This is a genomic window from Streptomyces sp. NPDC015032 (genome assembly GCF_043080425.1).
Classification (GTDB): Bacteria; Actinomycetota; Actinomycetes; order Streptomycetales; family Streptomycetaceae; genus Streptomyces.
In genome coordinates this window covers 17,184-40,184 of sequence record NZ_JBIBVN010000034.1, presented here as the reverse complement: position 1 = coordinate 40,184, position 23,001 = coordinate 17,184, and the positions used below count along the sequence as shown (strand labels likewise).

Below are 23,001 nucleotides of genomic sequence, written 5' to 3'. Positions count from 1 at the left end.
AACGGCCGGAGGAGCGGCGGCCGTCTACACCCTCAGTACGGAGAGCTCGACCGGAGTGGGCGCGGCGGACGCGGGGCCGCGCAGCCTTATCCGTACGGGCGGATGGACCGGTCCCTGTCCGGTGGCGGCGGGCAGGCCCCACTCGGCGAGGCCGGGCGCCTGGTCGTACGCCGCACGGGCCCGGCCCGGCAGGGCGGGCTCGCCGCCGCCGCGCTTCCCGCCCTTGCCGCAGCCCGGAGTCTTGTGCTGGTCCACGGCCGGGGCGGCGGCCGGGGCGGGGTCGTCCGGAAGGGCCGCCCTTGCGGGGCCGGCCCCGGCGGCCATGGCAGTCGCCCGCCCGCCGTCGCCGTTCCCCGCGGTCACACCCGCGACAGCCGTCGCCGGTCCGCAGAACAGCCCCAGTACGACCGCGAACAGCACCATCAGGCAGCACCACTGCGTACGGGACACGAACACGGCGACCGGCCTTTCCGGACGGGGGACGACGGTTGGTCAGCTGCCCGAAATGGTACGTGCTGTGATCCCGCGGCCCCGCGCAGTGCCGGTCAGGTGACCGGGACCGCACGAAATGCGTTCGCCGTTCGCCGCGCCCGGGTGCGATCCTGGGACCCGTATGTCTACTTCCTTCGCTGATCTCCAGTACCGGCTCGGACAGCTCTCGCTCCGCGATGCGCACCGGCTCGGCCGCCGTCTCGAAGGGGCGCGCCGGATCCGCAAGCCCGAGGCCCGCCAGTCCGTGCTGGACGAGATCGCCACCGAGGCCGGAAAGGCAGCCGAGCGGCTCGCGCTGCGTGCCGGGCGGATGCCCGCCGTGTCGTACCCGGAGCAACTCCCGGTCAGTCAGAAGAAGGACGAGATCCTGGAGGCGATACGCGACCACCAGGTCGTGATCGTCGCCGGGGAGACCGGCTCGGGCAAGACCACGCAGATCCCGAAGATCTGCATGGAGCTGGGACGCGGCGTCCGGGGCATGATCGGGCACACCCAGCCGCGCCGGATCGCGGCCCGTACGGTCGCCGAGCGCGTCGCCGACGAGCTGAAGACGCCGCTGGGCGAGGCGGTCGGCTGGAAGGTCCGCTTCACCGACCAGGTGAACCCCGACGCGACGTTCGTCAAGCTGATGACGGACGGCATCCTGCTCGCCGAGATCCAGACGGACCGCGAGCTGCGCGCGTACGACACGATCATCATCGACGAGGCCCACGAGCGGTCGCTGAACATCGACTTCCTGCTCGGCTATCTGGCCAGGCTGCTGCCCAAGCGGCCGGACCTGAAGGTCGTCATCACGTCGGCGACGATCGACCCCGAGCGGTTCGCCCGCCACTTCGGCGAGGCGCCGATCGTCGAGGTCAGCGGGCGTACGTACCCGGTCGAGGTGCGCTATCGTCCGCTGCTCGAAGGAGACGCCGAAGACTCGGCCGACTCCGACCGCGACCAGATCACCGCGATCTGCGACGCCGTCGACGAGCTCCAGTCGGAGGGGCCGGGCGATGTCCTGGTCTTCCTCTCCGGCGAGCGCGAGATCCGCGACACCGCGGACGCGCTGAACAAGAAGAACCTCCGCCACACCGAGGTCCTCCCCCTCTACGCCCGTCTCTCGCACGCCGAACAGCACCGCGTCTTCCAGCGCCACACGGGACGCAGGATCGTGCTGGCGACCAATGTCGCCGAGACCTCGCTGACCGTTCCCGGCATCAAGTACGTGATCGACCCGGGCAACGCCCGGATCTCCCGTTACAGCCACCGCACCAAGGTCCAGCGGCTGCCGATCGAGCGGATCTCACAGGCCAGCGCCAACCAGCGCAAGGGCCGCTGCGGCCGTACGTCGGACGGCATCTGCATCCGGCTGTACTCCGAGGACGACTTCCTGACCCGCCCGGAGTTCACCGACCCCGAGATCCTGCGTACGAACCTCGCCTCCGTCATCCTCCAGATGACCGCGGCCGACCTCGGCGATATCGAGAAGTTCCCCTTCATCGACCCGCCGGACCACCGCAACATCCGCGACGGCGTCCAGCTCCTCCAGGAGCTCGGCGCGCTGGACCCGGAGGAGAAGGATCCGAAGAAGAGGCTCACCCAGCTCGGCCGGAAGCTCTCCCAGCTGCCCGTCGACCCGCGCCTGGCCCGCATGGTCATCGAGGCCGACCGCAACGGCTGCGTCCGCGAGGTCATGGTCATCGCGGCGGCGCTCTCCATCCAGGACCCGCGCGAGCGTCCCTCCGAGAAGCAGACGCAGGCCGATCAGCAGCACGCCCGCTTCAAGGACGAGACGTCGGACTTCCTGGCGTTCCTGAATCTGTGGCGGTACATCCGTGAGCAGCAGAAGGAGCGCGGCTCGTCCAGCTTCCGCCGGATGTGCAAGCAGGAGTACCTGAACTTCCTGCGCATCCGCGAATGGCAGGACATCTATACGCAGCTGCGCACCGTCGCCAAGCAGATGGGCATGCACCTGGAGGAGCCCTCGGCGGACCTGGCCGCGCCGGAGCAGGCGGTGCACACCTCGCTGCTGGCGGGGCTGCTGTCGCACATCGGTTTGAAGGACACCGAGAAGAACGAGTACCTGGGTGCCCGCAGCGCCAAGTTCGCGATCTTCCCCGGATCGGCGCTCTTCAAGAAGCAGCCGCGGTTCGTGATGTCGGCCGAGCTGGTCGAGACCTCCCGGCTGTGGGCGCGGGTCAACGCCAAGGTCGAACCGGAGTGGATCGAACCGCTGGCCCAGCATCTGCTGAAGCGCACCTACAGCGAGCCGCACTGGGAGAAGGACCAGGCGGCGGTGATGGCGTTCGAGCGGGTCACGCTGTACGGGGTACCGATCGTCGCCCAGCGCAAGATCAATTTCGGCCGTATCGACGCCGAGACCTCCCGTGATCTGTTCATCCGCAACGCCCTCGTCGAGGGCGACTGGCGGACGCACCATCAGTTCTTCCACGACAACCGCAAACTCCTCGGCGAGGTCGAGGAGCTGGAGCACCGCGCCCGGCGCCGCGACATCCTCGTGGACGACGAGACGCTCTTCGACTTCTACGACCGGCGCATCCCCGAGCACGTGGTCTCCGGGGCGCACTTCGACTCCTGGTGGAAGCACAAGCGCCGCGACGAGCCGGACGCGCTGGACTTCGAGCGCTCGATGCTCATCAACGAGAAGGCCGGGGCCGTCACCAAGGACGACTACCCGGACTCCTGGCGGCAGGGGAAGCTCAAGTTCCGTGTCACGTACCAGTTCGAGCCCGGCGCGGACGCCGACGGCGTGACCGTCCACATCCCGCTCCAGGTGCTCAACCAGGTGACCGCGGAGGGCTTCGACTGGCAGATCCCGGGCCTGCGCGAGGAAGTGGTCACCGAGCTGATCCGCTCGCTGCCCAAGCCGGTCCGCCGGCACTACGTTCCCGCCCCCGACTACGCGGGCAGGTTCCTGGACCGGGCCGTTCCGTCCGCCTCCGGCGGCCCGGTGTCCCAGCAGGAGCCGCTGCCGGTCACGCTGGCGCGGGAGCTCCAGCGGATGGTCGGCGTCCCGGTCGCTCCCGACGACTTCGACCTGACCCGCGTCCCGGACCACCTGAAGATCACTTTCCGGATCGTCGACGAACGGCGCCGGAAGGTGGCCGAGGACAAGGACCTGGAGGCGCTGAAGCTCCAGCTGCGCCCCAAGGCCCGTCAGGCCCTCTCCAAGGCCGCCGCGGCCACCGCGGGCCCCTCGGGCGAGTCCATCGAGCGTTCGGGCCTCACGGACTGGACGATCGGGACGCTGAACCGGGTCTTCGAGACACGCCGGGCCGGGCAGCCGGTCAAGGCGTACCCGGCCCTCGTCGACCAGGGCGGGACCGTCGCCGTACGGCTCTTCGACACCGAGGCCGAGCAGCAACGGGCGATGTGGCTCGGCACCCGGAAGCTGATCATGCTGAACGTGCCGGTGAACCCGGCGAAGTTCGCCTCGGACAAGCTGACGAACCAGCAGAAACTGGCCCTGTCCAGCAATCCGCACGGCTCCATCCAGGCACTCTTCGAGGACTGTGCGACGGCGGCCGCCGACCGGTTGATCGGCGCGCACGGCGGCCCGGCCTGGGACGAGGAGTCGTTCCGGAAGCTGTACGACAAGGTGCGCGCCGACCTCGTCGCCCTGACCGAGCACACGGTCAAGCAGGTCCAGCAGGTGCTGGCCGCGTGGCAGGCCTGTGAGCGGCGCCTCAAGGCCACCAACAGCCTGGTCCTGGTCAACAACGTCGCCGATGTGCGGGACCAGCTCGCGGCCCTGGTGCCGCCGGGCTTCATCACCACGACCGGGTTGCGCAGACTGCCCGACCTGATGCGCTACCTGGTCGCCGTGGACCGCCGGCTCCAGCAGATGCCCACGGCCGTCCAGCGCGACACCACGCGCATGGAGAAGGCCCACGAGATGCAGGACGAGTACGCCTGGCTGCTCGAACAGATGCCGCAGGGCAGGCCCGTGCCGCAGGAGGTCCTGGACATCCGCTGGATGATCGAGGAGCTCCGGGTCAGCTATTTCGCCCACGCCCTGGGGACGGCCTACCCCGTCTCGGACAAGCGGATCATGAAGGCGATCGACGCGGCGGCCCCGTGAGACGGCCCGGGCCGTAGCTGTGCGCGGTCCGTGCCGGAGGCGCACGGGCCAAAGGCCCGGACCGTAACGGAGTCACCACCTTCGGTGAGGTCGACCGGACCCTCTGACCTGCTGTACAGTCTGTCTTCGCAGCCAGCCGCAAGGCAGCAGCGAAAACCTGGTCCTGTGGAGCAGTTTGGAGTGCTCGCCACCCTGTCAAGGTGGAGGCCGCGGGTTCAAATCCCGTCAGGACCGCAGTATCGAAAGCCCGGATCCTTCTGGATCCGGGCTTTCGCGCGTCTTGACTCCGGCAACTGCCGACGAGTACTCAGGCAGCAGGGCTGCCCCTGTTCCTCTGCGCGGGGCGGTGGTCCACCGGGAGGTGGCGCGCATGACGACATCGGCCGGACACGAGACCCGCGCGCTTCTGCGCGCCCATCTGGCGGCCGCTTCCGGCTTCCGCCACCTCACTCGCCACTGCGCGGTCTGCCATCGGCTCCTGCGGCTCGCCACGGAGCCCCTGACGGCCTCCCGGACCCCTCCCCCGCCCGACCCGCCACCCGATCCGCCGGAGCCGTACACGCGGCGCGGGGACGGCGCCTCGGAAGCCCAGGACGAAAGTCCCTCGACCGGGTGACCAATGGCGGAGCGACCCGCTTCCCGAAAGTGGCAGGCTCGCCCCTGACAAGACTCATGCACTGTGACGGGAGTCACTGCATGAGTTTTGCCGAGGGGTGACCTTACGCCCTTCCTACAACTAGTGAATTTAATATGTGCAATTGCACCACTCGGACGGGGTCACCGCGGAACCTTCCATACCGTCACGGCCCGGCCTCCCCGGGGCGGTCGGGAACAGTCCCGCACAGACCCGCTCAAGCCCGCGCGGCACTCCGCCCGGAGCCAACCGGACGCCCGGTTTCCAACGGCGCCGGAGCCGCTTCGCGGGGCACGGGTTCCGAGGCCGCAGAACGACGGCGAAGACCCCGGGGCGGCCGCGAAGAACCCGCGGCGGCGAGGGTTCGGGGCCGTGAGGGCACAAAAAAAGACCGCGCTGGACCCGGCGGAGTCCAGCGCGATCGAATGACGCACCCATGGCACAGGTATGGCGCCCGTTGGGGCGGGCGCCCGTCATGTGGAGCTATGGGCGGGCTTGTACGGGTTGGGGGACCCGAATACCCGGTTGTGGTGCGGCGACAGGGGTGTGTCAGGCCTCGCTGCGCTGCTGCGGAATACCCGCAAGCAGTGCGCGGACCTCTGCCTCGCGGTACCGGCGATGTCCACCGAGCGTGCGGATGGACGTGAGCTTGCCCGCCTTGGCCCAGCGGGTCACCGTCTTCGGGTCCACGCGGAACATCGTGGCAACCTCAGCCGGGGTCAGCAGCGGCTCGGCATCAGGGGTGCGAGCGGTCATGAGCGGCCTCCTCGGGAGAACCGAACCATCTCGGTTCTTTCCTCTAAATTCTGCACCTTGACCCACGTTGCCCGAAATGGCAGACGTGGGCCGAGTCGGTTATAGGACGAACGGCTTGTCCTCGGCACTACAACTACACCATCCGTCCAGCCACGTCGGCCAAACCGATGGAATTGCCCTCCCAGGTGTTCATCAGCGACGGAAGCCGATGGACCATGCCATAGCGGACAGTCACACCCCTGTGACGATCAGTCACAGAATGATCAGGAGTCGTCGGACCCCCATAGCGTGCAATGCTGAGCGATCCGCCCTCAGTTAGACGGATGGAGCCCTCCCCGGACTCCTTGTCCTATTTTGGCACGAGGAGTAGGGAAGGGCGCAAGGGCCCCGTTAGTGCTATCCATCACGCTTGAGGCAAAGGCCCGGTTCGGGACGTAGGTCCTGCGGCCACTGCGGTACCCTTCCGCCTCTTTGTACGCGTCACACCGGCCAGAGGTTCAGACGCGGACGGGGCCTCGTCAGTTCGCGAATTGACGGTCTCTTACCGCCCGCCAGCGCTGCGCCAGCCGCCCGTACGCCTCACTCGCCCCTTCCGTGTCGCCGGCCCGCAGCGCCGCGACGCCCTCGGCCACATCGGCGGCCGACCGGTCCCCGGCGAGCTGGTCCGCCGGGAGCGCGTGCACCAGACCGCCGTAGTCCAGTTCGACCAGAGCGCGGGGGTGGAATTCCTCCAGCCAGCGCCCCACCTCCACGAGCCCCTCGGTCAGCGGGCCTTCGTCCACGGTCTCGCGCAGCGTCTTCAGCGTCCGGGCCAGCCGGCGCCGGGCCTGGACCATCGGCGTCCGGTAGCGCAGCACGGGCGGCTCACCGCCCTCGCCCGCCTCCGCGTACTCCCGCTCCTCGTCGCAGAAGAGCACGAACCAGCGCACCGGGACCTGCCAGACGGAGGTGAGGATCCAGGGCCTGGCGTCCGGATTGCTCTCCGCCCACCGCTCGTGGTCCGCGACCGCCTGCCCGCGCACCACCGGCGGCAGCACCGCGTCGAGCACCGGCCCCGGGAACATCTCCACCAGCTCGTCCAGCGCCAGCCAGCCGCGCAGCCTGGTCCGCCATGGACACACGCACAGCACGCCGTCCACCTCCGCGACGAACGCGTCCCCGCTCTCGTGCACCGGCACACCGACCGGCGGCGTGGCCACCAAGTCGGCCAGCGAGCGGCGCAGTTCGTCCTGGGCCGTGGGAATGCTCGAACGCCCGGCGTAGCCGGCCCAGTGGGCGCGCTCGGGCTCCGGGAAGGCGGCCAGCGGCTCGTACACCCGGAGGTAGGACGCGTAGGGGACGAGCACCGAAGACACCACCGACATGCAGCAAATCGTGTCATGCCCGTACTCCGCCGGGGGGTGATCCTCGGCACTGGAACAGATCTACGCCCGCGTAGGACTTACGCTCTTGCCCAGTCGGACCGGCCGTACCTGCCGGTCCACGGCCCTCCCCACCTTCAGGAGGGTCTTCCGCCGCTTCGTACTTGGGAGTCACCACAGTGACCGATGTGACCGGCGTGCCTGTCGATGTGCTGCGTACCCTGTTCCACTCAGATCAGGGGGGCCACGAGCAAGTCGTGCTCTGCCAGGACCGTGCCAGCGGCCTCAAGGCCGTCATCGCCATCCACTCCACCGCTCTGGGCCCGGCCCTCGGCGGCACCCGCTTCTATCCGTACGCCTCCGAGGAGGAGGCCGTCGCGGATGCGCTGAACCTGTCGCGCGGTATGTCCTACAAGAACGCCATGGCCGGTCTCGACCACGGCGGCGGCAAGGCCGTCATCATCGGCGACTCCGCACAGTTCGAGGGCGCTCGCAGGACGGAACTGCTGCTGGCCTACGGCCGGTTCGTGGCCTCGCTCGGCGGCCGGTACGTGACCGCCTGCGACGTCGGCACCTACGTCGCCGACATGGACGTCGTCGCCCGCGAGTGCCGCTGGACCACCGGCCGCTCCCCCGAGAACGGTGGCGCCGGCGACTCCTCGGTCCTCACCGCGTTCGGTGTCTTCCAGGGCATGCGGGCCTCCGCCCAGCACCTCTGGGGCGACCCGACACTGCGTGGCCGAAAAGTGGGGGTCGCCGGAGTCGGCAAGGTCGGTCACCACCTGGTCGAGCATCTGCTCTCGGACGGTGCGCAGGTCGTGATCACGGACGTGCGGGACGAGTCCGTCCGCCGTATCACCGGGAAGCACCCCGAGGTCGCCGTCGCCGCGGACACCGACGCGCTGATCCGTACCGAGGGGCTCGACGTCTACGCCCCGTGCGCGCTCGGCGGCGCGCTGAACGACGACTCCGTTCCGGCGCTCACCGCAAAGGTGGTGTGCGGCGCGGCCAACAACCAGCTCGCGCACCCCGGCGTCGAGAAGGACCTCGCCGACCGGTCGATCCTGTACGCACCCGACTACGTGGTGAACGCGGGCGGCGTCATCCAGGTCGCCGACGAGCTGCACGGCTTCGACTTCGACCGGTGCAAGGCCAAGGCGTCGAAGATCTTCGACACCACGCTGGCCATATTCGCACGTGCGAAGGAAGACGGCATCCCGCCGGCGGCCGCGGCCGACCGGATCGCCGAACAGCGCATGGCCGAAGCGCGCCGCTCCGCTTCGTAGCCGACGGTCACCGGGCGTCACGCGATGCCCTCACCGTTGCGCGGCCCCTGCGACCCGCCGACCGACGAGACAAGACTCACGCCGGTCGGCGGGTCGCATGCCAAGAAGAGGTTAAAATCGCAGTTGACCAGCGAGGACGGGGCTTCTCGCCGGTCCTCTTCCGGGGTGCGTGATGCGGGCGGCGTACCGTATGGCCGCGGAAGCAGGTACCGTTAAAGCCCTACGGGCACGGTCTCTCTACCGAGAGTCCGTCCTGAAACATGAACGCGTGTCAAGACTCTGGGGCCGTCGAGCCCCGTCACCGAGGGGGTCGAGCCATGGGGCGCGGCCGGGCAAAGGCCAAGCAGACCAAGGTCGCCCGCCAGCTGAAGTACAGCACCGGCGGGACTGACTTGTCGCGTCTGGCCAATGAGCTGGGCGCATCGCCTTCGAGTCAGCCACCGAACGCAGAGCCGTTCGAGGACGACAACGAGGAAGATGACCCGTACGCACAGTACGCGGATCTGTACAACGACGACGAGGACGAGGACGAGGACGACAAGTCCGGTCCGTCGTCCAAGCGCCGCGGCGCTTGACCTCGCACTGACACATCAACCCGGTCCGGGCCTGCCCCGGACCGGGTTCTGTGCTACCCCGTTCCGGATCCGGGCCACTCGGGCGGATGTTGCCGTCCTGCCCTGGACCCGTCTGTCCTGAACCGCCGGTCGACGACGGCGTCCGGCGCACGCCGGGCAACGGAACCCCGCCCGTGCGGCGACCGGGAACAGCGATCGAGGCATCGAGAACTTCGCAGGCCGGAGCGGCCACCGGGCGTCCCCGGTGGCCCTTCTCCTTAACGGGCGTACCCGCCCACCAGCTCCGCGCCCGAGACGTGCGACCCGCGTTCCGTGATCTCGCCCGCGACCCAGGAATCGACCCCGCGGTCGGCCAGCGTCGTCAGGGCCGCGTCCACGGACTCGGCCGGGACGATCGCGATCATGCCGACGCCCATGTTCAGCGTCTTCTCCAGCTCCAGCTGCTCGACCTGACCGGTCTTGCCGACCAGGTCGAAGACCGCGCCGGGGGTCCAGGTGGAACGGTCGACCCGGGCGTGCAGTCCGTCCGGGATGACCCGGGCCAGGTTGTTGGCCAGGCCGCCGCCGGTGACGTGGCTGAAGCCGTGCACCTCGGTCGTACGGGTGAGGGCCAGGCAGTCCAGCGAGTAGATCCTGGTGGGTTCCAGGAGCTCTTCGCCGAGCGTCCGGCCGAACTCCTCGACCTCGCGGTCCAGCGCCCAGCCGGCCCGGTCGAAGACCACGTGCCGGACGAGCGAGTACCCGTTGGAGTGAAGGCCGGACGACGCCATGGCGATCAACGCGTCACCCTTGCGGATACGTTCCGGGCCGAGCAGACGGTCGGCCTCGACCACGCCCGTACCGGCGCCCGCGACATCGAAGTCGTCCGGACCGAGGAGGCCCGGGTGCTCGGCGGTCTCGCCGCCGACCAGGGAACAGCCCGCGAGGACGCAGCCTTCGGCGATGCCCTTCACGATGGCCGCGACACGCTCGGGGTGCACCTTGCCGACACAGATGTAGTCGGTCATGAAGAGCGGCTCGGCGCCGCAGACGACCAGGTCGTCGACGACCATGCCGACGAGGTCGTGGCCGATGGTGTCGTACACGCCCATCTTCCGGGCGAGGTCGACCTTTGTGCCGACGCCGTCGGTGGCGGAGGCGAGCAGCGGACGCTCGTAACGCTTGAGGGCCGAGGCGTCGAAGAGTCCGGCGAAACCGCCCAGGCCGCCGAGGCCCGCGACCTCGGGGCGCTGCGTCTTCTTCACCCACTCCTTCATCAGCTCGACGGCACGGTCGCCGGCCTCGATGTCGACGCCCGCTGCCGCGTAGGAAGCACCTGTTGTCTCAGACATTGCCTGGGATCTTTCGTGTGGAGATACGGGGCTGGTGGCCAGAGGTGTACGGCTGGGCCGTCACGGTCGACGCAGCGCGTCGGACGCGGCGGTCGCCGCGGGGCCTGCCGCCAGCTCGGTCTCCAGCAGCTGCTTGCCGAGCAGCTCCGGGTCCGGCAGCTCCATCGGGTACTCACCGTCGAAGCAGGCGCGGCAGAGGTTCGGCTTGGCGATCGTCGTCGCCTCGATCATCGCGTCGAGGGAGATGTACGCGAGCGAGTCGGCACCCATCGACGTGCAGATCTCGTCGACCGACATGCCGTTGGCGATCAGCTCGGCGCGGGTCGCGAAGTCGATACCGAAGAAGCAGGGCCACTTCACCGGCGGTGACGAGATCCGGATGTGGATCTCGGCGGCCCCGGCCTCGCGGAGCATCCGGACCAGTGCCCGCTGGGTGTTGCCGCGGACGATCGAGTCGTCGACAACCACCAGACGCTTGCCCTTGATGACTTCCTTGAGCGGGTTCAGCTTGAGACGGATGCCCAGCTGGCGAATGGTCTGGGACGGCTGGATGAAGGTCCGGCCGACGTAGGCGTTCTTGACCAGACCGGCACCGAACGGAATGCCGCTGGCCTCCGCGTAACCGATGGCGGCGGGGGTGCCGGACTCCGGTGTCGCTATGACGAGATCGGCCTCGACGGGGGCCTCGGCGGCCAGCTTGCGGCCCATCTCCACCCGCGAGAGGTAGACGTTGCGCCCGGCGATGTCGGTGTCGGGGCGGGCCAGATAGACGTACTCGAAGACACAGCCCTTGGGCTTCGCTTCCGCGAAGCGCGAGGTGCGCAGTCCGTTCTCGTCGATGGCGACGAGCTCACCCGGCTCGATCTCGCGGACGAAGCTGGCGCCGCAGATGTCGAGGGCGGCGGACTCGGAGGCCACCACCCAGCCACGCTCCAGACGGCCGAGAACCAGCGGGCGGATGCCCTGCGGGTCACGGGCGGCGTAGAGGGTGTGCTCATCCATGAAGACGAGGGAGAAGGCGCCCTTCACCTCGGGGAGCACCTTCGGCGCGGCCTCCTCGATGGTGAGAGGCTTGCCGTCGTCGTCGGTCTGGCCGGCGAGCAGCGCCGTCACCAGATCGGTGTCGTTCGTCGCGGCGACCTGGGTGGCGCGGCCGTCCTTGCGGGGAAGGTCGGCGACCATCTCGGCGAGCTGGGCCGTATTGACCAGGTTCCCGTTGTGTCCCAGGGCGATCGAGCCGTGCGCGGTCGCACGGAACGTCGGCTGCGCGTTCTCCCACACCGAGGCACCGGTGGTGGAGTAGCGGGCATGACCGACCGCGATATGGCCCTGGAGAGATCCCAGAGACGTTTCGTCGAAGACCTGCGAGACCAGTCCCATGTCCTTGAAGACCAGGATCTGGGACCCGTTGCTCACTGCGATGCCCGCGGACTCCTGTCCACGGTGCTGCAGGGCATACAGTCCGAAATAGGTGAGCTTGGCGACCTCTTCACCCGGAGCCCAGACACCGAAGACGCCGCAAGCGTCCTGGGGGCCTTTCTCTCCGGGGAGCAGGTCGTGGTTGAGTCGTCCATCACCACGGGGCACGCCACCGAGTGTAGGCGAGATCGACCACTGGTCCGAATTCGGGATGCCCGGCCCGAGCACCATGGAAGCGCTCCCAGGGGTGGTTCGAAGGCCCGTCCGGTTGGTTACTGGGAGTGATCGTGCCCGAGGTGCCGACGGGGCGCGGGGCGGGGGCCGGAACGGCCACAGGGCGGCGGACGCCCGGACCAGCGGCCGGTTACCGGCTAGTTCCGGCCACTTGGTGGGCAGCGGTCGCCGGGGCGGACCGTGGCGCTCAGTGAGGCGATCGGTGCTCCGGCGCGACATCCGGCCGAACGCCCGTTTCGTGGCGAGCCTCACACCGGAGAGCCTGGTTCGCGTGCCTCTCAGGGGGATGCGGCGGAACGGTTCCGGGGGCCGCGGGCCGTGGAGAGCCGACGGGCCGACGGGCCGACGGGCCGACCGGGCCACCGCGGAGCCGGCGCCGCCGGCCGGGCCGCCCGCGGCGCTGGGCCCGTGCGCGCGGCCGTCTCAGAGCCTGTCGGGTGACCTTCGATCGGGTAGCGGACGCGGTCTGGTGCGTGCGATTCCAAGGCGCGCCGGGATGTCCTCGGTTGAGGTCTCCCCTGCTCGAACGAAGCTGAGAGCTTGGGGAAGGAGCTACTTGGGCATTTCGGCAACGCGGGAAGCGTGCGTGCCAGGGCGTGGCCGCCCGATCAGAGGTCACCCGACAGGCTCTCAGCCCATCAGGGGCAGCAGCGCGGCGAGATCGGCCCGCTCACCGCTGGCGCCGACTTTCGCCGCGTCGAGGGCCGACGCCCACTCCGTGCGCCCGGTCGCGAGCCGGATCCAGGTGAGCGGATCGGTCTCGACGACATTGGGCGGCGTACCGCGGGTGTGCTTGGGGCCCTGGACACACTGGACGACGGCAAACGGCGGGACGCGCACCTCGACCGAGCCGCCCGGCGCCTTCTCCGCGAGGGCGTCGGCGAGCAGCCGGGTACAGGCGGCGAGGGCCTGCCGGTCGTACGGGATGTCGAGACCGGCCGCCTCGTTCAGATCGTCGGTGTGCACAACGAGTTCGACGGTACGGGTGACCAGGAAGTCGGCCAGCCGCATCGTGCCGGCCCGGGTCGGCAGCAGCCGGTCCCCGGGGTCGCCGGGCACCAGCGCCTCGAACTGCCCGGCGACCTCCGCGTAGAGCGCGTCCGGATCGGGATGGCCCGCGGCCGTGGCCATGGTGTCCTCGGCGATGCGGGCGGCCCGGTCGGCGGTCGAGAACGGCCATGCGAGAAGCGTCAGGTCGGGCTTGGCCGGGGCCGGTTCGGGCAGCTCGAGACCACGGGTGACGTGCGAGAGCCCCATCGCCAGATGGACGGCCAGTTCGCGCACGGTCCAGTCCCCGAGCCGGGTCGGCAGCACGAGCTGCTCGGGCGTCAGTACGCGGACGGCTTCCCGGACGTGGGCGAACTGCGCCAGGACCGCGGCGCGGGTCCTGACCGGGTCGTAGCGTCGGGCTCGTTTCTGGGACGGCGGCATGGTCCAGGAGCCTAATGGGGACGGCGGCAGGGTCCAGGGGCCGCAGGGGTGTCCGGCGGACCTCGGCCGGACGTGGCCGGGCCGGGCTTCGGGGCCCGGCCCGGAGCCCGGCCGCCCCGTCGGAAATCGACGCCGGGAATCAGCGCCATGGATCAGCCCCGGGAATCGGCCTGAGGTTCAGCCCCGGGAATCGGACTGGGGATCAGCGCCGGGTGGCGAAGTCGCCCAGTCCCTTGTCGAGCAGGTCGAAGCCGCGCTCGGCGAGTGCGGCGGCCCCCGGCGCGACCGCGTCCGCCGGTTCCCCCGCGAGCAGCCGCAACTGGTTCGCGGAGATGAGGGAGTTACGGGTGGCGATCAGCTGGGCGGCCGCGATCCGGACGATGGACGGCTCCTCCCCCTCCTCGACCAGGACTTCGGCGAGCAGGTCGAAGGAGCGCATGGAGAACGCGTGGGCCCGGATGAGCAGCGACGGGGTCTCCTGGATCAGCCGGCGCAGCCCGAGCACCACCGGTGCGTCGCTCATTCCGACGGAGGGGTCACGGGCCTCGATGGCTGCCAGGAAGTGGCGCCGCACGGCGTCCGTGGCGGACTCGCCGTGGGCCCTGTCCCGTACCACCCGCGCGACATCGCCTATGTGCTCCGCCATGGGAGCGAGGACCAGGTCCTCCTTGCCGGCGAAGTAGTTGAAGACGGTCATCTTCGACACCTCGGCCGCTTCGGCGATCTCGGCGACCGAGACCTTGTCGAAGCCGCGTGCGGCGAAGAGTTCGGTGGCCGCGGACAGCAGACGGTGTCGCGTCTGGAGCTTCTTGCGCTCGCGCAGGCTCATCCCCTCAGTCATGGCTTCACTGTACCAGGATGAATATTGAGCCTATATTAATTCTTGACTCGATATATTTTTCAAACAAGGACTGCCCCGCCCGGGAACCGGGCGGGGCAGTCCTCCACAGCGGCAGTGCGTCAGGCGAGCAGACCCGGAATGGTCTCCTCGTGCGCCGTGCGCAGCTCGCTCAGCGGAATGCTGAACTCGCCCTGGATCTCGATCTCCTCGCCGTCCACGACACCGATGCGGGCGACGGGCAGACCCCGCGCCCCGCACATGTCGTTGAAGCGGAGCTCCTCGCTCCGCGGAACGGAGACGACCGCGCGCCCCGCCGACTCGGAGAAGAGGAAGGTGAACGCGTCCAGACCGTCCGGCACGACCAGCCGGGCACCCTTCCCGCCGCGCAGGCAGGACTCGGTGACCGCCTGGATCAGACCGCCGTCGGAGAGGTCGTGCGCCGCGTCGATCATGCCGTCGCGGGAGGCCGAGATCAGGATCTCGCCGAGCAGCTTCTCGCGGCCCAGGTCCACCTCGGGCGGCATGCCGCCGAGGTGGCCGTGGACGACCTCGGACCAGGCCGAGCCGCCGAACTCCTCGCGCGTGTCGCCCAGCAGGTAGAGGAGCTGGCCCTCCTCCCCGAAGGCGACCGGCGTACGCCGGGTGACGTCGTCGATCACACCGAGCACGGCCACGACCGGCGTCGGGTGAATCGCCGTCTCACCGGTCTGGTTGTACAGCGACACGTTGCCGCCGGTGACCGGGGTGCCCAGCTCCAGGCAGCCGTCCGCGAGGCCGCGGGTGGCCTCGGCGAACTGCCACATGACGTCCGGGTCCTCGGGCGAACCGAAATTCAGGCAGTCCGAGATCGCGAGCGGCTTGGCACCGGAGGCGGCAACATTGCGGTACGACTCCGCCAGCGCGAGCTGCGCACCGGTGTACGGGTCGAGCTTGGCGTACCGGCCGTTGCCGTCGGTCGCCATGGCCACGCCCAGGTTCGACTTCTCGTCGATCCGGACCATGCCGGCGTCCTCGGGCATCGCCAGCACGGTGTTGCCCTGCACGAACCGGTCGTACTGGTCCGTGATCCAGGACTTCGACGCCTGGTTCGGCGAGGCGACCAGCCTGAGGACCTGCTCGCGCAGCTCGGCGCCGTTCGCCGGACGGGCCAGCTTGCCCGCGTCGTCGGCCTGCAGCGCGTCCTGCCAGGACGGGCGGGCGAACGGGCGGTGGTACGTCGGGCCCTCGTGGGCGACGGACCGCGGCGGTACGTCCACGATCTGCTCGCCGTGCCAGAAGATCTCCAGCTGGGAGCCCTCGGTCACCTCACCGATGACGGTGGCGATGACGTCCCACTTCTCGCAGATCTCCATGAAACGCCCGACGTGCTGCGGCTCGACGATCGCGCACATGCGCTCCTGGGACTCGCTCATGAGGATTTCCTCGGGCGAGAGGGAGGAGTCGCGCAGCGGCACGGTGTCCAGCTCGACGCGCATGCCGCCGGAACCCGCGGAGGCCAGCTCGGACGTGGCACAGGAGAGCCCGGCGCCGCCGAGGTCCTGGATGCCCGCGACGAGCTTCTCCTTGAAGATCTCCAGGGTGCACTCGATGAGGAGCTTCTCCTGGAACGGGTCGCCGACCTGGACGGCAGGGCGCTTGGCCGGGCCGGTCGACTCGAAGGTCTCCGAGGCCAGCACCGAGACGCCGCCGATGCCGTCGCCGCCGGTGCGGGCGCCGTACAGGATCACCTTGTTGCCGGGGCCCGAGGCCTTGGCCAGGTGGATGTCCTCGTGCTTCATCACGCCGATGCAGCCGGCGTTGACCAGCGGGTTGCCCTGGTAGCAGGCGTCGAAGACGACCTCGCCGCCGATGTTCGGCAGGCCCAGGCAGTTGCCGTAGCCGCCGATCCCCGCGACGACGCCCGGCAGGACGCGCTTGGTGTCGGGGTGGTCGGCCGCACCGAAGCGCAACGGGTCCACGACCGCGACCGGGCGTGCCCCCATGGCGAGGATGTCGCGGACGATGCCGCCGACGCCGGTCGCCGCGCCCTGGTAGGGCTCGATGTACGAGGGGTGGTTGTGCGACTCGACCTTGAAGGTGACGGCGTAACCCTGGCCGACATCGACCACACCGGCGTTCTCGCCGATGCCGACGAGCATCGCGTCGTTGGCGGGAACCTTCTCGCCGAACTGCTTGAGGTGGACCTTACTGCTCTTGTAGGAGCAGTGCTCGGACCACATCACGGAATACATGGCGAGCTCGGCGCCGGTGGGACGGCGGCCCAGGATCTCGCGGATCCGGGCGTACTCGTCCTCCTTGAGGCCGAGCTCCTTCCAGGGCTGCGCGGTGTCCGGGGTTTCGGCCGCGTGCTTGACCGTGTCCAGGCTCATGCGTTGACCAGCTTCTTGATGATCGAGGTGAAGAAACCGAGACCGTCGGTACGACCGGTGCCGATCAGCGGCTCCACGGCGTGCTCCGGGTGCGGCATCAGACCGACGACATTGCCCGCGGCGTTGGTGATGCCGGCGATGTCGCGCAGCGAGCCGTTGGGGTTCATGTCCAGGTAGCGGAAGGCGACCCGGCCCTCCGCCTCCAGCTCGTCGAGCACGCACTCGTCGGCGACGTAACGCCCGTCCATGTTCTTGAGCGGTACGGAGATCTCCTGGCCCGCGGAGTAGTCCGAGGTCCAGGCGGTCTCCGCGTTCTCGACGCGCAGCTTCTGATCGCGGCAGATGAAGTGCAGGTGGTTGTTCTGCACCATCGCGCCGGGCAGCAGATGTGCCTCGGTCAGGATCTGGAAGCCGTTGCAGATACCGAGGACCGGCATCCCCGCCCGCGCGTTCTCGATGATCGTCTCCATGACCGGCGAGAAGCGGGAGATGGCTCCGGCCCGCAGGTAGTCGCCGTAGGAGAAGCCACCCGCCAGGATGACCGCGTCGACCTGGTGCAGGTCCTTGTCGCGGTGCCACAGCGATACGGGCTCGGCGCCCGCGACCCGTACGGCCCTCAGGCTGTCCTTGTCGTCGAGCGTGCCGGGAAAGGTGACGACTCCGATACGAGCAGTCACTTCGACTCCTCGGCCTTCTCCACCTTCACGGTGAAGTCCTCGATGACGGTGTTGGCGAGGAAAGTCTCGGCCATCTCGTGAATGCGACCGAGGGCGGCGTCGTCGACCGGCCCCTCGACCTCCAGCTCGAAACGCTTTCCCTGACGTACGTCCGCGATTCCCTCGAAGCCGAGACGGGGCAGTGCGCGCTGCACCGCCTGTCCCTGCGGGTCGAGGATCTCGGGCTTGAGCATGACGTCGACTACGACGCGTGCCACTGGCACTCCCGGTGGTGGTGTGGTGCGGCTGTTTCTCCGGGGGGTTCCCCAGACCCCCGCAGGTCCCCTCAGCGTACCTGGCCAGAAATTCTACGCGAGTAGATAAGGAGAGCCGTTGATCACGCCCAGATATCGACCGCGACAACACCTGAGGAAAGTCCTGCAAAAAAAATCCTCACCGGGGCCACACATAGAAGGCTGACACGCGGAGTTAATTGGATGGGCTTCACAATGCGGCACCCACCGCTGTACAAATGATTACCGGGGAATGCAGAATTGCCCCTAAACAGTCGACACCGGTCGACTCACATCCGCCCACATCCGCCTGACAGCCGGAAGGCCGGCATCAGCGCATGCCAGACGCGCCGATGCCGTAGGAAAGGACCGATATCCGTGGCTCAGCGCGTAGTGGTCACCCTCTTCGACGACATCGACGGGGGAGCAGCGACGGAAACGGTCACCTTCGCCCTGGACGGGAAGTCGTACGAGATCGACCTCAACCAGTCCAATGCAAAGAAACTGCGCAAGGCTCTGGCCCCGTACGTGACCGCGGGTCGAAAGCAGACAAATGCCAGTAAGCGCGGCAGGACCCCCGCTTCGTACCGGCACACCTCACTCGCACCCGACCCGGCGGCCGTGCGCGCCTGGGCCCACTCCCACGGGATGGAGGTGCCGGCTCGCGGCCGGATCCCCAAGAAGGTCTACGAGGCGTTCCGCGAAGCCAGTTGAGGCTCCGGCCCCCGAGGGCACGCCGACGGGCCGCCGGAGCATTCACGGTCGTGCGCCGCGAACGCTCCGGCGCACGCCTCGACGACACCCTGCGGCCACCGACTTGCGCTACACCCCCGCAGGTCGGCTAAAGTCTGGAGCACGCCGAGGGGCAAGGCCGAAAAGCCGAACCCCACGCAGCGTGCGGGTGTAGTTCAGTAGTAGAATATCCCCCTTCCAGGGGGAAGGCGCAGTGTGCAATTCCTGTCACCCGCTCTGCATCACTCTCGACGACCACTTCGGTGAATCGGGTAGAGTAGTGCTCGCACCGCTCAACAGATCTCCTTACACGGGGTACAATAGGCGGCAGCAATGCGGACGTGGCTCAGTTGGTAGAGCATCACCTTGCCAAGGTGAGGGTCGCGAGTTCGAATCTCGTCGTCCGCTCTTGATCGGTTTGTCAGAAGGCCCTGGTCGATATCGACCAGGGCCTTCGTCGTATTTCCGGACCCTGTTCTCCGCCTCGTGGTCCCTTGCCCGCGCGCTCATGACGTTTGTCATGAGCAGTGGTGACAGCTCGCACTGCTCACTGCGACGACCCGGCGGAAACCTGTAGGTATGACCAGCGAGGACATTCCCAGCAACCGAGCGGGCGGCGCCGTGGCGGACATCACAGCAGGTTCCGTGACCGGTCCCCGCACCGACTCCGTGATCGAGGCGAGCGATGTACGGCGGTGCTATGCCGGCGGCTTCACGGCCGTGAGCGGTGTCTCCTTCTCCGTGGCGCGCGGTGAACTCTTCGCGCTGCTCGGCACGAACGGCGCCGGAAAGACCTCCACCGTCGAACTGCTGGAGGGCCTGGCCCGGCCCGACGGCGGCACGGTGCGGGTGCTCGGCCACGACCCGTACCGCGAACGTGCCGCCGTCCGGCCCCGGATCGGAGTGATGCTCCAGGAGGGCGGCTTCCCGTCGGAGCTGACGGTCACCGAGACCGTACGGATGTGGGCGGGCTGCACCAGTGGCGCCCGGCCGACCGGCGAAGCACTGGATCTGGTCGGGCTCTCCCACCGGGCGCACGTACGGGTCAAACAGCTCTCCGGCGGCGAACGGCGCCGCCTCGACCTCGCGCTGGCCCTGCTCGGCCGGCCCGAAGTGCTGTTCCTGGACGAGCCGACCACCGGGCTCGACGCCGAAGGGCGTCGCGACACCTGGGAGTTGGTACGGCGCTTGCGCGACGACGGCCTCACCGTCCTGCTCACCACGCACTACCTGGAGGAGGCCGAGACGCTCGCCGACCGGCTGGCGATCATGCACAGGGGGCGGATCGTGACGGCGGGCACCACCGACGAGGTGACGGCGGCCCGCCCCGCCCGCATCCGGTTCGAACTGCCCGAGGGAGTACCGGCGGCGCGGCTTCCGCTGTCGCTGCCCGCCGCGGCCGACGGCAGCCGGATCGAGATCCGTACGCGGCGGCTGCAGGACTCACTGACCGAACTGCTGCTCTGGGCGCGGGAGTCGGGCGTGCAACTGCTCGGGCTCGATGCCCGGTCCGCCTCGCTCGAAGAGGCGTTTCTCGATATCGCGCAGAGCGCGGCGGAGACGGAGAAGGTGGCTGCGTGAAAACGACCACGACGACCAGCACGACCGGCACGGCTGGCACGACTACGGCGGCCGGCACGACGTGCCGGGGCCGGCTGACCGCCCTCGGGCGCGCCGAGGTCTCCCTGCTCGCGCGCAACCGGACGGCGATATTCGTCGCGCTGTTGATGCCCGCCGCCATGGTTCTGGCGATGAAGTCGACGCTGAAGCCGTCCGTTCTCGACGGGACCGGCCTGTCCGTCGCCGCGGCGGCGCTCACCGGCGGCATCGGTATCGTGCTGATCCAGGCCGTCTACATGAACCTGGTCTCGGCCTATGTGGCGCGGCGCGAGGACCTGGTCCTGAAGCGGCTGCGTACCGGTGAGGTCACCGACCGGGAGATCCTCATAGGGACCGCCCTGCCGTCGGTCGCGCTGGCTCTGGCGCAGACCGCGGTGATCGTGGTGGCGGGGACGGCCTTCTTCGGCCTCGCCGCGCCGCAGCGGCCCGAACTGCTCCTGGCGGGCCTGCTGCTGGGTCTGGTGCTGCTGGCGGCACTGGCCGCGGCCACCTCCGCGGTGACCCGCACCGTGCAGACGTCGCAGCTCACCACCCTCCCGCTGTTCTTCATCTCGATGATGGGCTCAGGGCTCTTCGTGCCGCTGGAGATCATGCCCGACCCGATGGCGTCGGTGTGCGAGCTGCTGCCGGTGACCGGGGTGATGACACTCGTGCGGACGGGCTGGCTGGGCGGTGCCGAGGGCTCCGACCTGCTCGTGGCCGCCCTGACGGGACTGGCCTGGACCGCATTCGCCGTGTTTGCTGTGCACCGTTGGTTCCGCTGGGACCCGCGACGCTGAGGAGGGACGTGCCGTGTCGGTGCTCGTACGGGGCTGGCGCCGCAGCTGGCAGAAGCGCAGCAAACTGGAGCGGATCGATCTGTACTCGCGGCTGACTCTCTCGGTGATGCCCTGGCTCTTCACCCTGTCGTGGCAGCTGGCCCCCTTCAGGTCGGACATCCGCCATACGCCGCTGCCGATCGCGCTGGGCTTGGCACTGCTGCTCGTCGGTCTTGCGCAGTGTCTGCTGAGCAACCGCAACGTGGCACTGTCGTACACCCACTACCTCGGCACCGCGGTCTTCCCCCGTCGGCGGCAGCTGCCGCCGCTGGTGCTGCTGCTGGTGAACCTGGGTTTGCTGGCGGCCATGGCCGGGGTTGACGGGATCAGCGACCCCGGGCTGCTCCTCATGACCATGAACGCGCCGGTGGCATTCGCGATAACGCAGACCCTGCTGGTCCCGGTCCGCACCTTCCTGATCCAGTCGTTCTCCGTCACCGCGCTGAGCGTCGGCGCCTTGGCCGCGGTCGGAGTGCGGGGCGGGACACTGGCCGGGGTGGTGCCGACTTCGCTCTTCGGCTGCGTGCTCGTCCTGATCTCGGTACGGCCCAGCGCCTGGAGCCTGGGCGTGATGTGGCAGGCCGAGGAGGCCCGGGATCTTCAGGCCCGGCTGGCGGTCGCCGAGGAGCGGCTGCGGTTCGGGCGGGACATGCATGACGTCCTGGGCCGGAACCTGGCCGTGATCGCGCTGAAGAGCGAGCTGGCGGTGGAACTGGCCCAGCGCGGCAGACCGGCGGCCGCTGACCAGATGGTCGAGGTCATGCGCATCGCCCGCGCCTCCCAGCAGGAGGTGCGCGATGTCGTGCGGGGCTACCGGGAGGCCGATCTGAGCACCGAACTCGTGGGCGCGCGCAGCGTGTTGCGGGCGGCCGGGATCGGGTGCGAGGTGGCGGGGGACGGCGGCGGCGAACTGCCCGCGCCGGTGCAGGCGGCGCTCGGCTGGGTGGTGCGGGAGGCGGCGACCAATGTGCTGCGGCACGGCGATCCGCGGCACTGCACCATCCGGCTCCGGGCTTCGGCGGACGCGGTGGTGCTGGACGTGGAGAACGACGGGGCGCCGCCGGCCGTCGCCGGACCGGGCGAATCGGGACCCGGCGAATCAGGACCGGGCGGCTCCGGGCTGGCCGGGCTGCGGGAGCGGCTTCGGGCACTCGACGGTTCACTGGACGCGGGTCCGGCGGGGAACGGTCTGTTCCGGCTGACGGCCACGATCCCGCTGGCACGCCCCGCCATGGCTCCAACCCCTGCCCCTGCCTTTCCGGTGGCTCCGCCGTCCCAGGCCCCCTCGTCCCTTCAGGAGGAACGACGATGACGGCGGTACGGGTGCTGCTCGCCGACGACGAGCATCTGATCCGGGGCGCGCTGGCCGCGCTGCTCGCTCTGGAGGACGACCTCGTGGTGGTCGCGGAGGCGGCGACCGGTCCGGAGGCGCTGGCCATGGCGCGGGCCCATCGCCCCGATGTGGCGGTCCTCGATCTGGAGATGCCGGGCGCCGACGGTGTGAGTGTCGCCACATCCCTGCGGGCCGAACTGCCCGGCTGCCGGACGATGATCGTGACGAGTCACGGCCGGCCGGGACATCTGAAACGGGCACTCGCGGCAGGCGTGCGGGCCTTCGTGCCGAAGACTGTCAGCGCCCGGCAGCTGGCCGGGATCATCCGCACCGTGCATGCCGGAAACCGTTATGTGGACCCGGAGTTGGCGGCCGACGCGATCTCCGCCGGGGACTCGCCGCTGACCACGCGCGAGGCCGAGGTGCTGGAATTGGCGGCCGACGGAGCACCGATCGCGGAGATCGCGGAGCGGGCGTCGCTGTCGCAGGGAACTGTGCGGAACTACCTCTCGGCGGCCGTCTCGAAGCTCGGGGCGGAGAACCGGCATGCGGCAGTACGTCTCGCACGCGAGCGCGGATGGGTATAGTAGGTCTCGCGCTTCGGCGCTTGCGGACGTAGCTCAGTTGGTAGAGCGCAACCTTGCCAAGGTTGAGGTCGCCAGTTCGAACCTGGTCGTCCGCTCGGTTCAGCAAGAAGCCCCCGGCCCTTCGGCCGGGGGTTTCTTCGTGTTTC

19 protein-coding genes and 4 tRNA genes are annotated in these 23,001 nt (G+C 69.2%); 13 read left to right on the top strand and 10 right to left on the bottom strand.

Going from position 1 to position 23,001, the window contains the following annotated elements:
* Nucleotides 1–24: 24 nt before the first annotated feature.
* Complete coding sequence (locus tag ACF08M_RS32555; protein ID WP_392188856.1) at nucleotides 25–456, bottom strand: hypothetical protein; 432 nt, start codon at nucleotides 454–456, stop codon at nucleotides 25–27.
* Nucleotides 457–613: 157 nt separating this feature from the next.
* Here ACF08M_RS32555 and hrpA point away from each other — a divergent pair, with 157 nt between their 5' ends.
* The 3 genes from hrpA (at nucleotide 614) to ACF08M_RS32540 (ending at nucleotide 5,195) form a co-directional block, all read left to right on the top strand.
* Nucleotides 614–4,579, top strand: coding sequence for an ATP-dependent RNA helicase HrpA (gene hrpA / locus ACF08M_RS32550; protein WP_392188855.1), 3,966 nt, complete (start codon nucleotides 614–616; stop codon nucleotides 4,577–4,579).
* A gap of 159 nt (nucleotides 4,580–4,738) precedes the next feature.
* Nucleotides 4,739–4,813 (top strand) — tRNA-Asp (locus ACF08M_RS32545).
* 136 nt (nucleotides 4,814–4,949) lie between these two features.
* On the top strand, nucleotides 4,950–5,195 hold the full coding sequence (locus tag ACF08M_RS32540) for a DUF6274 family protein (RefSeq protein ID WP_392188854.1): 246 nt from the start codon (nucleotides 4,950–4,952) through the stop codon (nucleotides 5,193–5,195).
* Nucleotides 5,196–5,762: 567 nt separating this feature from the next.
* Here ACF08M_RS32540 and bldC read toward each other — a convergent pair.
* Both bldC and ACF08M_RS32530 read right to left on the bottom strand, forming a co-directional pair.
* The gene (gene bldC / locus ACF08M_RS32535) at nucleotides 5,763–5,969 is read right to left on the bottom strand and encodes a developmental transcriptional regulator BldC (protein WP_003949541.1); all 207 of its coding nucleotides are present in this window, start codon (nucleotides 5,967–5,969) and stop codon (nucleotides 5,763–5,765) included.
* A gap of 518 nt (nucleotides 5,970–6,487) precedes the next feature.
* Entirely contained in the window at nucleotides 6,488–7,333 is an 846-nt protein-coding gene (locus ACF08M_RS32530; protein ID WP_392188853.1) for a hypothetical protein, read from the bottom strand.
* Between the two features lie 176 nt (nucleotides 7,334–7,509).
* On the opposite strand from ACF08M_RS32530, the gene ACF08M_RS32525 reads away from it, so the two are divergent.
* Together ACF08M_RS32525 and ACF08M_RS32520 are read left to right on the top strand one after the other, a co-directional pair.
* On the top strand, nucleotides 7,510–8,616 hold the full coding sequence (locus ACF08M_RS32525) for a Leu/Phe/Val dehydrogenase (protein ID WP_392188852.1): 1,107 nt from the start codon (nucleotides 7,510–7,512) through the stop codon (nucleotides 8,614–8,616).
* A 317-nt stretch (nucleotides 8,617–8,933) separates the two neighbouring features.
* Nucleotides 8,934–9,191: a DUF3073 domain-containing protein gene (locus tag ACF08M_RS32520; protein WP_392188851.1), complete on the top strand. Its 258-nt coding sequence runs from the start codon at nucleotides 8,934–8,936 to the stop codon at nucleotides 9,189–9,191.
* Nucleotides 9,192–9,448: 257 nt separating this feature from the next.
* Here ACF08M_RS32520 and purM read toward each other — a convergent pair whose 3' ends face one another.
* From purM to purS, 7 genes are all read right to left on the bottom strand, one after another.
* Complete coding sequence (gene purM, locus ACF08M_RS32515; protein WP_392188850.1) at nucleotides 9,449–10,522, bottom strand: phosphoribosylformylglycinamidine cyclo-ligase; 1,074 nt, start codon at nucleotides 10,520–10,522, stop codon at nucleotides 9,449–9,451.
* 60 nt (nucleotides 10,523–10,582) lie between these two features.
* Nucleotides 10,583–12,109 carry an amidophosphoribosyltransferase gene (gene purF / locus ACF08M_RS32510; protein ID WP_392188849.1) on the bottom strand — a complete coding sequence of 509 codons (1,527 nt, stop codon included), beginning with the start codon at nucleotides 12,107–12,109 and terminating at the stop codon, nucleotides 10,583–10,585.
* Nucleotides 12,110–12,805: 696 nt separating this feature from the next.
* Nucleotides 12,806–13,606: a sterol carrier family protein gene (locus tag ACF08M_RS32505; protein ID WP_392188848.1), complete on the bottom strand. Its 801-nt coding sequence runs from the start codon at nucleotides 13,604–13,606 to the stop codon at nucleotides 12,806–12,808.
* Nucleotides 13,607–13,808: 202 nt separating this feature from the next.
* Nucleotides 13,809–14,447 (bottom strand): TetR/AcrR family transcriptional regulator, encoded by a 639-nt coding sequence (locus ACF08M_RS32500; RefSeq protein WP_392188847.1) that lies wholly within the window; start codon nucleotides 14,445–14,447, stop codon nucleotides 13,809–13,811.
* Nucleotides 14,448–14,566: 119 nt separating this feature from the next.
* Nucleotides 14,567–16,816: a phosphoribosylformylglycinamidine synthase subunit PurL gene (gene purL / locus ACF08M_RS32495; RefSeq protein WP_392188846.1), complete on the bottom strand. Its 2,250-nt coding sequence runs from the start codon at nucleotides 16,814–16,816 to the stop codon at nucleotides 14,567–14,569.
* Nucleotides 16,813–17,493: a phosphoribosylformylglycinamidine synthase subunit PurQ gene (purQ, locus tag ACF08M_RS32490; protein ID WP_392188845.1), complete on the bottom strand. Its 681-nt coding sequence runs from the start codon at nucleotides 17,491–17,493 to the stop codon at nucleotides 16,813–16,815. Before purQ ends, purL begins: the two co-directional genes overlap by 4 nt.
* Entirely contained in the window at nucleotides 17,490–17,750 is a 261-nt protein-coding gene (gene purS, locus ACF08M_RS32485; RefSeq protein WP_037695153.1) for a phosphoribosylformylglycinamidine synthase subunit PurS, read from the bottom strand. Before purS ends, purQ begins: the two co-directional genes overlap by 4 nt.
* Before the next feature lie 393 nt (nucleotides 17,751–18,143).
* Between purS and ACF08M_RS32480 the strand changes: the two genes are divergently transcribed.
* From ACF08M_RS32480 to ACF08M_RS32445, 8 genes are all read left to right on the top strand, one after another.
* On the top strand, nucleotides 18,144–18,479 hold the full coding sequence (locus ACF08M_RS32480) for an Lsr2 family protein (RefSeq protein ID WP_392188844.1): 336 nt from the start codon (nucleotides 18,144–18,146) through the stop codon (nucleotides 18,477–18,479).
* A 183-nt stretch (nucleotides 18,480–18,662) separates the two neighbouring features.
* Nucleotides 18,663–18,734 (top strand) — tRNA-Gly (locus ACF08M_RS32475).
* A 98-nt stretch (nucleotides 18,735–18,832) separates the two neighbouring features.
* Nucleotides 18,833–18,905, top strand: a tRNA-Gly gene (locus tag ACF08M_RS32470).
* Nucleotides 18,906–19,076: 171 nt separating this feature from the next.
* Nucleotides 19,077–20,078, top strand: a complete 1,002-nt coding sequence (locus tag ACF08M_RS32465) for an ABC transporter ATP-binding protein (RefSeq protein ID WP_392188843.1) — start codon at nucleotides 19,077–19,079, stop codon at nucleotides 20,076–20,078.
* Nucleotides 20,075–20,896, top strand: coding sequence for an ABC transporter permease (locus ACF08M_RS32460; RefSeq protein ID WP_392188842.1), 822 nt, complete (start codon nucleotides 20,075–20,077; stop codon nucleotides 20,894–20,896). Before ACF08M_RS32465 ends, ACF08M_RS32460 begins: the two co-directional genes overlap by 4 nt.
* A 13-nt stretch (nucleotides 20,897–20,909) precedes the next feature.
* On the top strand, nucleotides 20,910–22,247 hold the full coding sequence (locus ACF08M_RS32455; protein WP_392188841.1) for a sensor histidine kinase: 1,338 nt from the start codon (nucleotides 20,910–20,912) through the stop codon (nucleotides 22,245–22,247).
* A complete protein-coding gene (locus ACF08M_RS32450; protein ID WP_392188840.1) occupies nucleotides 22,244–22,855 on the top strand; it encodes a response regulator in 612 nt (203 codons plus the stop codon). Before ACF08M_RS32455 ends, ACF08M_RS32450 begins: the two co-directional genes overlap by 4 nt.
* 22 nt (nucleotides 22,856–22,877) lie before the next feature.
* Nucleotides 22,878–22,950, top strand: a tRNA-Gly gene (locus ACF08M_RS32445).
* The last annotated feature ends 51 nt before the right edge of the window (nucleotides 22,951–23,001 follow it).

Bases quoted from the DNA above. Each gene is read 5' to 3' on its own strand.
- hrpA (WP_392188855.1), top strand. From the start codon at position 614: ATGTCTACTTCCTTCGCTGATCTCCAGTACCGGCTCGGACAGCTCTCG.
- ACF08M_RS32540 (WP_392188854.1), top strand. From the start codon at position 4,950: ATGACGACATCGGCCGGACACGAGACCCGCGCGCTTCTGCGCGCCCAT.
- bldC (WP_003949541.1), bottom strand. From the start codon at position 5,969: ATGACCGCTCGCACCCCTGATGCCGAGCCGCTGCTGACCCCGGCTGAG.
- ACF08M_RS32530 (WP_392188853.1), bottom strand. From the start codon at position 7,333: ATGTCGGTGGTGTCTTCGGTGCTCGTCCCCTACGCGTCCTACCTCCGG.
- ACF08M_RS32520 (WP_392188851.1), top strand. From the start codon at position 8,934: ATGGGGCGCGGCCGGGCAAAGGCCAAGCAGACCAAGGTCGCCCGCCAG.
- purM (WP_392188850.1), bottom strand. From the start codon at position 10,522: ATGTCTGAGACAACAGGTGCTTCCTACGCGGCAGCGGGCGTCGACATC.
- ACF08M_RS32505 (WP_392188848.1), bottom strand. From the start codon at position 13,606: ATGCCGCCGTCCCAGAAACGAGCCCGACGCTACGACCCGGTCAGGACC.
- ACF08M_RS32500 (WP_392188847.1), bottom strand. From the start codon at position 14,447: ATGACTGAGGGGATGAGCCTGCGCGAGCGCAAGAAGCTCCAGACGCGA.
- purL (WP_392188846.1), bottom strand. From the start codon at position 16,816: ATGAGCCTGGACACGGTCAAGCACGCGGCCGAAACCCCGGACACCGCG.
- ACF08M_RS32465 (WP_392188843.1), top strand. From the start codon at position 19,077: ATGACCAGCGAGGACATTCCCAGCAACCGAGCGGGCGGCGCCGTGGCG.
- ACF08M_RS32450 (WP_392188840.1), top strand. From the start codon at position 22,244: ATGACGGCGGTACGGGTGCTGCTCGCCGACGACGAGCATCTGATCCGG.